This is a genomic window from Shewanella sp. SG41-4 (assembly GCF_014164505.1).
GTDB lineage: Bacteria > Pseudomonadota > Gammaproteobacteria > Enterobacterales > Shewanellaceae > Shewanella.
The window spans coordinates 1-8913 of the sequence record NZ_JACJFI010000182.1 but is presented as its reverse complement, the minus strand read 5'-3'; the positions used below and the strand labels follow the sequence as shown (position 1 = coordinate 8913).

General features: G+C 41.6%; 8 protein-coding genes. 6 read left to right on the top strand and 2 right to left on the bottom strand.

What is annotated here, in order from left to right; translation table 11 throughout:
* From H5202_RS15120 to H5202_RS15105, 4 genes are all read left to right on the top strand, one after another.
* Positions 1 to 1789, top strand: a 1789-nt coding sequence (locus H5202_RS15120) for an ATP-dependent nuclease (protein ID WP_220493890.1), incomplete at its 5' end; no start/stop codon positions are given.
* Positions 1782 to 3563 carry an ATP-dependent helicase gene (locus H5202_RS15115; RefSeq protein WP_182772803.1) on the top strand — a complete coding sequence of 594 codons (1782 nt, stop codon included), beginning with the start codon at positions 1782 to 1784 and terminating at the stop codon, positions 3561 to 3563. The genes H5202_RS15120 and H5202_RS15115, both read left to right, overlap by 8 nt.
* An 859-nt stretch (positions 3564 to 4422) precedes the next feature.
* Entirely contained in the window at positions 4423 to 4809 is a 387-nt protein-coding gene (locus tag H5202_RS15110; protein WP_182772802.1) for a hypothetical protein, read from the top strand.
* A gap of 73 nt (positions 4810 to 4882) precedes the next feature.
* Entirely contained in the window at positions 4883 to 5479 is a 597-nt protein-coding gene (locus H5202_RS15105) for a hypothetical protein (RefSeq protein ID WP_220493889.1), read from the top strand.
* 300 nt (positions 5480 to 5779) lie between these two features.
* Here H5202_RS15105 and H5202_RS15100 read toward each other — a convergent pair whose 3' ends face one another.
* Positions 5780 to 7036 carry a Y-family DNA polymerase gene (locus H5202_RS15100; protein ID WP_182772801.1) on the bottom strand — a complete coding sequence of 419 codons (1257 nt, stop codon included), beginning with the start codon at positions 7034 to 7036 and terminating at the stop codon, positions 5780 to 5782.
* The gene (locus H5202_RS15095; protein WP_182772800.1) at positions 7037 to 7444 is read right to left on the bottom strand and encodes a LexA family protein; all 408 of its coding nucleotides are present in this window, start codon (positions 7442 to 7444) and stop codon (positions 7037 to 7039) included.
* 186 nt (positions 7445 to 7630) lie between these two features.
* On the opposite strand from H5202_RS15095, the gene H5202_RS15090 reads away from it, so the two are divergent.
* On the top strand, positions 7631 to 7897 hold the full coding sequence (locus H5202_RS15090) for a hypothetical protein (RefSeq protein WP_182772799.1): 267 nt from the start codon (positions 7631 to 7633) through the stop codon (positions 7895 to 7897).
* A 417-nt stretch (positions 7898 to 8314) separates the two neighbouring features.
* Positions 8315 to 8566, top strand: a complete 252-nt coding sequence (locus H5202_RS15085; RefSeq protein ID WP_182772798.1) for a hypothetical protein — start codon at positions 8315 to 8317, stop codon at positions 8564 to 8566.
* The last annotated feature ends 347 nt before the right edge of the window (positions 8567 to 8913 follow it).

Genomic DNA, 8913 nt, shown 5'->3' with positions numbered 1-8913 from the left:
AGGAAATGATGTGAACTTAGCAAATCTGAGCATTCGTAACTTCCGCAATTTTGAAGCGGTCGATATACCTCTTGGCAGAAACGTCATTCTTCTCGGAGAAAATAGAGTCGGCAAAAGTAACCTTCTTTTTGCGATTCGCTTAGTTCTTGATCTTACCCTTCCAGACTCTGCACGGCAGTTAAAGATTTCTGATTTCTGGGATGGTTGTAATTTCGAGACAAATCCACAGATTGAGGTACACCTCAATTTCGCTGATTTCGACACTGATGCAGCTTTGACTACCTTACTAACTGATTTCCGTATTGCAGAAAATCCAAGAGTTGCTCAGCTAAGTTACGTTTTTCGTAAAAAAAATGAGGTCAATGGTAACCCTAAATCTAGTGAAGATTTTGAATTTTTTGTTTATGGAGGCGGCGATGAATCAAGATATGTATCCAGTCGTGTTCGCCGTCGAATAGCTATCGATATGTTGGATGCTCTGCGTGATGCCGAAGGACAGTTAGCGTCTTGGCGAAACTCTCCGCTACGACCATTGCTCGAAGATGCTGTAGCTTCTGTAAGTCGAGAAGAACTAAATGGTGTAGCTATAGATTTAGAGTCTGCAACAAAAAAAATGGAAAGTTTCCCTTCTGTGAAATCGCTAGAAGAATCTATACGTTCTCGGATTTTAGATTTATCTGGAAGCAAACATGATACCGATGCGCGACTTCGTTTTGCACCAACAGACCCGCTAAGGCTTTTTCGTTCGCTCTCTATTTTTATAGATGATGGTAAGCGTGGCATTGCGGAAGCTAGCCTAGGGTCTGCCAATGTAATGTTAGTGGCATTAAAATTAGCGGAGTTTGCTTGGAGACGCGAAAAAAACGAACGGAACTACTCGTTACTTTGTATTGAGGAGCCAGAAGCTCACCTTCACCCACAACTTCAACGAGCTCTATTTGACAAGCTCTTTCAAGATACAGATCAAGCTCAAGCATTGATTGTTACGAGCCATTCTCCAACTCTCGCTTCTGTTGCACCACTTCGCTCAATTGTAATCCTACGGTCAGCGAACGGCTCATCTCGAGCTTATTCATTAGCTAATCTACCAGTAACCCCCGACGAGCTTGATGATATTGAGCGTTACCTAACCGCTACTCGATCTGAATTGCTATTCGCTCGTGGCGTGATCTTTGTCGAAGGCGATTCAGAGGAAGCATTATTACCTAGTTTCGCAAATTCGCTGGGGTACAAATTAGATCAACTCGGTATTACAGTTTGTAATGTTGCGGGTGCCAACTTTACCCCTTATGTAAAACTTGCTGGCAGCCTCGGTATCCCTTTTGCGGTCATCACTGACTGGGATCCTCTAGACGGTTCAAAGCCACCATTAGGGAAAGCCAGAACAATAGGCATCTGGAATGCCCATTGTGACGTATCCAATAATGCTCCATTGACACGCGAGAATCTGGCTTGGTGTGAAGCCACTGATCCCAACTCTTTCAGGGATTGGGGGGCAAAGGTTGGCGTTTTCTTGAATGATCTGACTTTCGAGCTCTCTGTGGCTAATACACCTAATCTGCGTGAAGCCCTAATAGGTATTTTAAGTGAGCAAGAATTTGGTACCAGACGTACGGCCCGCATTGCCTCTTGGCGATCCGGAGATCCTGTCGATCCAGAGCAATTGCTAGTCATGATCGCAAGTATTGGAAAAGGACGCCTGAGTGGAAAGCTTGCCAAGAGAGTAACAGGCCTTACCCCACCAAGTTACATCTCTTCAGCAATTGAGTATGTTGTGTCTAATGCCTAATCATTCTGCCTTAGCAAAAGAACTTACTGAACTTGAGCGTAATCAGGAGCAATATGATGCGGTTCGCGAGCTAGGGCATTGCATCGTTTTAGCAGGGCCTGGTAGTGGTAAAACTAAGACCTTGACGATCGCAATGGCACGAACATTAATAGAAGATATTTCTGAACCTCGCGGAGTTGCATGCATCACCTACAATAACGAATGCGCTATCGAACTTGAATCACGTCTTGCCAAGCTAGGGATTAAAAGTAGTGATAGATCCTTTATTGGAACAGTCCATAGCTTTGCTCTCACGCAAGTAATATTACCCTATGCCCGCTGTATTCCTGGACTTCTTCCTGATAATTTTCGAGTGGCCACAGGAAACGAAACCAAGGATGCCATAAAGGTCTCTTATAGTTTTATTTTCAATGATGCAGGAGATCCAAATGAACGATGGCGCTTAGCAGAGCAGAAAAGACGTCGCGATGTCGACCGCAGTCTACCTTCATGGCGGATACTAAACCCTGAACTTGCAAACTTTATAGAGGCTTATGAAGCTCAATTGCGCTTAAAAGGACTTATCGACTTCGATGATATGCCATTGATTGCTTTTCGAATTATTAAAGAGCACCTATGGATTCGAAATGCTTTACTTGCCCGCTTCCCTGTTCTATTCGTCGATGAATATCAAGATCTAGGACATGCCCTGCATGAGCTTGTGCTATTACTCTGCTTCGAAAGTGGTATCCGCTTATTCGCTGTAGGTGATCTTGATCAGTCAATTTATAGCTTTAATGGTGCTAATCCCAACTTACTACAAAACCTAACACAACGAGTTGATATAAAAAATTATCATCTGCGTTTTAACTATCGCTCAGGTGCAAAAATTATTCGAGCCTCTTTGGGAGCTCTCGGAGAGGAGCGGGATTATCACACTGCCAGCAGCCACACCGGTGGCGAACTAAGCTATTGGCCGGTTCAAGGTAACCACGATTTGCAGGCAAACCAAATAGCTAGAACAGTACTACCTTCACTAATAATCAAAGGTTTCATACCCGAGCAGATTGCAATCCTCTATCGTGCTGCATGGCTCGGTGACAAGGTTGCAAAAGCTCTAGAACAGGCCGATAGTGCTTTTATCCGAACGGATGGAAATGCATTGGTCAAGCGAAGCTCCAGACTTGCACGCTTTATTGAGGCATGTGCTTGTTGGGTATCAGGAGGATGGTGTGATGCCAATCCTCCTTATAGTCGTCTCATGAGCCAAGCTATTAGTATTGTATTTGGCAGTTTCGCAAGAGAAAGTGAAAAACAAGCACTTTCACTTCAACTGATGGTTTTTTTACACAGTGGGATTGGCATGAAAGAGTTCACCCATCCTTGGTTACAACGGTTCAATCGTGAACTGATTGAACCGTGGAAAGCCATTTCTAGAAATATTCATCAGGAATGGGAGGTATGTATAGAAATGATAAGAAGAACTGATCCCACAATGAATCTTGATATGCCTCTTAAAATATTTGCTGGACGTATTGAGGGCTCTGGTCGAGTTACATTAAGTACCCTTCACAGCGCAAAGGGTAGAGAGTTTGATGCAGTAGTGTTGTTTGGGATCAATAAAGGTGACATTCCAAACTGGCGCGACAACAAAAGTGAGCAAGCCCTAAACGAAGCACGAAGACTTTTCTATGTAGGGGTAACCCGACCTAGGAAAGAGTTGTGTTTAGTCTTTCGGGAAGGTCAGCACTCAACTTGGGTTATGGAACTGTTTCAACGAAGTCAGAAAGAGTGAAGACCGCAGGACTTCATGATAGATATTTGTTAGAAAAAGAATCGTGGGAATTGTAATACATTAGTTGATTAATTAATAACGAGTTTTTTAGCACAGAACCTGAAACGCTTTAGTCTAGGTATGCCTTAGAGTGATCGCTCCAAGAGGTTATTGCCCCAAAATGAGTTTGGAATATGGCCTGTGGCCACTAACGTCGTGGCGCTTCGCCCACACCAGACCAAGAGGAAATCAACGGCTATTCCCTCTTGGATCACCCAGCCGCCCCGCAACATTTTCAAACTGCGAAAAGGTCGCCATGGGGTAGATCCAGCTTTTAACTTTATTTTTAGTCCGCCTCGGACTTATTCGAAAATGCTAACGCTTCCGATGGTACATCCTGTACCGCGAAAACTAGCCTGACATCCATGTCAGGACTCACGCTATTTTCTTCAACGCCCTCAATTTAAATGTTGAACCGGTCCATTTCCAAGTCAAGAAAACTAACTCGTTTTTGCCCCAAAGCGATTTAGCTCGGGACGTTTAACCACAAACTTGCTATCTCATTCTCCTACAAATTCTCATCTTTGTTCTGCTTTCGATTATTCACCACGAGTGGCCGAAACTGGAGCGTTGTACAGTAGTATTCAAATCGCTTTATTTTGAGTGATTTTAAGTCGATATCTTTGCGCGTTATCTCAAACCCTTAAATCTAAAGCCATTAAAATTAAACACTTAAAGGTTACCGATTTTAGATAATATGTTTGGAAAACGCACATGCACGTTTTTCTTGATGGTGTATTTGATAGAAAACTGATAACTTCGAGTTAATACAGATAGTTAACTATGCGCACTAATAAAACGTTAAACGGTAGGAGAAAACATGAACCCCCTTCTTAATCCAACAGGTTACCTAATTGGCCTCGGTGTAAAGAAAATCGTTGAGAGTATTTCGGAGTCTGGCAAATCTACGACTATTGATGAGCTCGAAGAGATAAATCGCCGAGCGCAAATCAAAGCAACTGCTCTTTTAGCTCAGGCGAAAGTAGAGCAAGAGTTGGCTATTGCTCGACGTATAGATAGCGCCGAAGAGGTCGAGATTGAAGAGTATTACGATACCTCGGGTAAAGGGAACCTTGGATTCAGTGGCGAGACAGATAAAGTAACTTTAGGCCTTGGTGGTGAGGGACGAAGAGTTACAAAGAGAGTTATCAAGTTCAAAGGATGTACTCCTGTAGAGCTGTTTTCACCAGAGACGGGAGATGTTTAACAATACGCAGCAGTTCGCGGCCTTTGGCCGCCAGATGCTAGTGAGCTCGCGCCGCTGGGCTAGGTGTTAAAGCATGGAAAGCAGAGCTCGCAGAAAATATGCTTCTATGATGTGGGAGTGTCGCTATCGGATAGAAACGCTGCGTGACTTCACATCCGGAAAAACTCACTGTACTTATCTCCAAACCACCATTGAATCAGAAGCCCTTCAGTTACGAAAATTGCTTGAGCTAATTGCGTTCTCCTCGCTTGTGTCATACCAAGAGGCATACCGTTCAGTGAGAAACGATATTGCAAAGGATTGGCACGCAGCCAGGATTTTGCGCAAAATTGAGACTATCAATCCCGAGTTTTATCCAGTCCCAATAGATGACTTCAACAGGCTGGGCTGGAATAGAGTTCGAGGTGGTTACCTTACGAGAAATCAGTTCGAACAGTTATACGATAAATGTGGAGCTATGCTTCACTCTCAGAATCCGTTTTCAAAAGGGAATAGTTCGTTGGCCTTCCATAAAAAGGTACCCGAATATTTGAGCAGGATTGAGACCTTATTGTCCGAGCATTTGGTCGAGCTAGCTGAATCGCGAGAGCTTATTCATGTGATCGCCCCGATGGAAGAAAATGCACCAATTCAGGTTCGACGCCTAGCGCGGAAAACTTACCGCGTTTAACTAATATGGGTAGGCCTCCGCTTCGTTCAGTGTAAACCCATACAAATATTAATCTTAAACATACCAAGAGCATTGCTCCTAAATTATTTTTGTCTAATTATGCGTTACGATGACGAATATTCTGGTCTCGGCCAATCTCTTGGAAGGCTGAATATAAACACACATACGCCCATCCAATAAACACTTTTCCCTCATCAAATTTTGCTTCACGAGAAACTGTTACATATAACGCTTTTAGTTGTTATCCATTTGAGTGGGCCTGGTATCAATAATGATATTCAGTGTTCCGAAATATCATTTTCAGCACTTTATATTAGGTACACAAGCCCAATTAGTGGTGTATTGAGGTGTTAGTAAGTCACGTCGCATAGCCCATTTATGTTCTATACCTTGTGCAGCTAAAAAGACAGTATCACTGCCATAGCGATGGTTGATACTATCAAGTGTGTTCATTAACGCTGGATTCGCTCTTTGAGGATTAAATAAGTCGAGCTGATTATAGGTTTCACTAACGAGCTCGATGAGCCCGATACCAATCTTATAATATCGTGTTCCTTCACGAAAAAGCTGGGAAGCGGCACCACTCATCCCCTGAGTTAGCTCTACACTACAATTAGTTGAGCAAGGAAAATGGACTATCGCTTTGTAGCTGACTGGATGTTCATCATGTGGTGAGCTACTAGCAAAAATCATCATGGTTTTACAGGTTGAGCCTTGTTTGCGGGCTTTAGCGGCTGCAATGCCGACATGTTTGCTTAATGCCTGCAATAGCGATTCATAGTCTGTTATACGCTCTCCAACGCTCCTGGTAGAGAAAATCTGTTTTTTATCCGCTCTTGCTTCATCCCACGCTTTACACGCTTGTCCGTTGAGCTCACGAACCGTACGCTCGATTTCAATACTAAACAACTTTCTCGCCAACATAGGTGGCATACAAGCCAAGTGATAAGCTGTGTGGATATTCATTAACTCAAGCTTTTTACTTATTCGACGTCCAATTCCCCAAACATCACCTGCACTTAGCTGCTTTAAGATTGAAATACGTTCTTGTTCATTACTCATGAAGCAGACGCCTTGGTAATCCCTAATTTTCTTCGCAGCGTGATTAGCAATTTTAGCCAAAGTGAGAGTTTCTGCTATCCCCACACAAACCGCTAATCTTGCTTCTTTCCATACTGCACGACGGATTAACTGACCTTGGGTCTGTAAACACTTAATAGCGGGGTAAGTGTTCTTAAAAGAAAGGAAACTTTCATCAATAGAATAAATATGTTGTTCTGGAGCAAAACGGCCAATGATATTCATCATTTTACTAGAAAGGTCAGCATAGAGTTCATAGTTAGAAGAACAAACAATAACACCGCGCCTAGTGCATAACTCTTTGACTTGAAAATAAGGTAAAAACTTCTGAATACCGGCTTCTTTAGCTTGCCTATTAGCGGCAACAATACAACCGTCATTATTACTCAGAACAATAACTGGCTTACCGCGCCAATCTGGACGAAAAACTTGTTCGGCACTGCAATAGAAGCTATTAGCATCAACAAGGTCAAACATTTACTTTGCACACAATAGCGGACTTTGACGATGGCAACGAATAGAGCGAGTAACCACGCCTTCAATACTAAAATCATCATATTCATGAATAATGACTGGCTGATATTGCAGATTGGATGAGAGAAGAATACGACGCTTGGTATCCAAGATTTTACACACAAACTCACCATTAAAGTTCGCTACGATCACATCACCGTTTCGTGCAGTTTCATGGCGATCAACAATGATCATATCTCTATCAAAGATGCCAACATCTTGCATCGACTCCCCCTGAGCAATGCCAATAAATGTCGAGCTTGGATGCTCTACTAACAAATCATCCAGACTAATACCTAACTGGGAGTATTCAGCAGCAGGGCTTTCAAAGCCAGTAATGCCCGCATGGGCAGGTATAGGTATAACGCGCATAACATAAAACCACTGTATATAATTACAGTTATATTAACAGTAAACCATCAAGGTGCAAGTCTATTTTTACAATCGAATAATGCATTGCTGTTTGACTTGTGGAGCAACAAACTTATAAAGCTTTATTTGATTATGTAACTAAATCAAGCTATCTTGATATTGTTACGAAATCAAGAGGTTCTAAGTATGTCAGATAAAAGTGAAGATCATAAAGGGGCGCATGGTGGTGTACGTAAAGGTGCTGGCCGTAAGACTCGATATGAAAAAACAATAGTGATGAGAGTACCTGAACAATATAAAAATGCGATCAAAGCATTAATCCAGCACATAGATGAATGCGAAAAAGTTGATCATCATTACACTCCTGTAGTTTCTAAACCAATCTTTACACGGTCGTTGCAGGGCAAGCCTCAACAAGTTACTTTTACGGTGAGTTCAGTAAAATCAACTTGATATTGTTACAAAATCAAAAATATTCAGAACAGTCTATGTATCGGACCTAAGTCCCAATACTCGGTGACTAACTTATTTATTTTTGGATACTTTCAAGAACCCATCAGCATGCGTTAATAGTGATATCTCGCCTCTGAGCGAAGTGAGTAATAATATTGCTGCCATTTTTAAAAAATGACACGTCCGAATATCATCATGAAATAATGATAAATAAGAACCATAAACAAACAAGCCTACTTCATTAATAAACCACAATAGGTTTAGTCACAACACGGGTTACTTTTGCAGTATGCACCTAGCATAATTGTTTACGCCAAAAACTTCTGCAAAACACAATGAAATTTGTTACAAATATAGGTGTGTTTTTATCAGAATAGACCTTATTTAAAACTATATTTAACCTTTAAAGGAGGATCGATGAGTACTGCGAATTCCGACTATCAAGAGTTGCATATCGCCCTTAAGTGTTTTTTTACGGTTGAAGAACAAATGTATCTGATCCCACTATTACTAACTTGGTCAGGGAATGCAGATAAAGCAATGTTTTGGTTTAATCATCAAAGGATACCCGCATTAGGTGGACAAACAGCAAAATTTATCTGTGAGAATGGTAATCAAATGTTATTCATCGAGTACATTCATTCGGTTGAATTTGGTGGATATGCTTAAGTAAATTGGAATAAAGCAATTCACACCGCCTCATTAACACGTATAACTGGTTAGTTAATCCCTACAATAATGGCTTTTGTCCATCTCTAGGGCTTGATAATAGAACCATGATAAATCACTAAGATTTATTGTTCCTAATCAATGAGATTTTTTAAGCATCTCTTTCGCAGATATTATAAAGTTCTCAGAGCTTTCTATTAAGCTCTTATTTTTACTAGAATCAACGTAACCGTCTAGCGAACCACACTTACTGTTTAAAATTCCAGGGTAACAAGCTATCGATATTGGGTTCTGGTTTACACAGTTCATCAAGGCAAACCATGATGTAATCAAATGGGATTAGACCA

What these genes read in the sequence shown, in the direction of transcription:
- H5202_RS15115 (WP_182772803.1), top strand. Translation starts at nt 1,782, where the DNA reads ATGCCTAATCATTCTGCCTTAGCAAAAGAACTTACTGAACTTGAGCGT.
- H5202_RS15110 (WP_182772802.1), top strand. Translation starts at nt 4,423, where the DNA reads ATGAACCCCCTTCTTAATCCAACAGGTTACCTAATTGGCCTCGGTGTA.
- H5202_RS15105 (WP_220493889.1), top strand. Translation starts at nt 4,883, where the DNA reads ATGGAAAGCAGAGCTCGCAGAAAATATGCTTCTATGATGTGGGAGTGT.
- H5202_RS15100 (WP_182772801.1), bottom strand. Translation starts at nt 7,036, where the DNA reads ATGTTTGACCTTGTTGATGCTAATAGCTTCTATTGCAGTGCCGAACAA.
- H5202_RS15095 (WP_182772800.1), bottom strand. Translation starts at nt 7,444, where the DNA reads ATGCGCGTTATACCTATACCTGCCCATGCGGGCATTACTGGCTTTGAA.
- H5202_RS15090 (WP_182772799.1), top strand. Translation starts at nt 7,631, where the DNA reads ATGTCAGATAAAAGTGAAGATCATAAAGGGGCGCATGGTGGTGTACGT.
- H5202_RS15085 (WP_182772798.1), top strand. Translation starts at nt 8,315, where the DNA reads ATGAGTACTGCGAATTCCGACTATCAAGAGTTGCATATCGCCCTTAAG.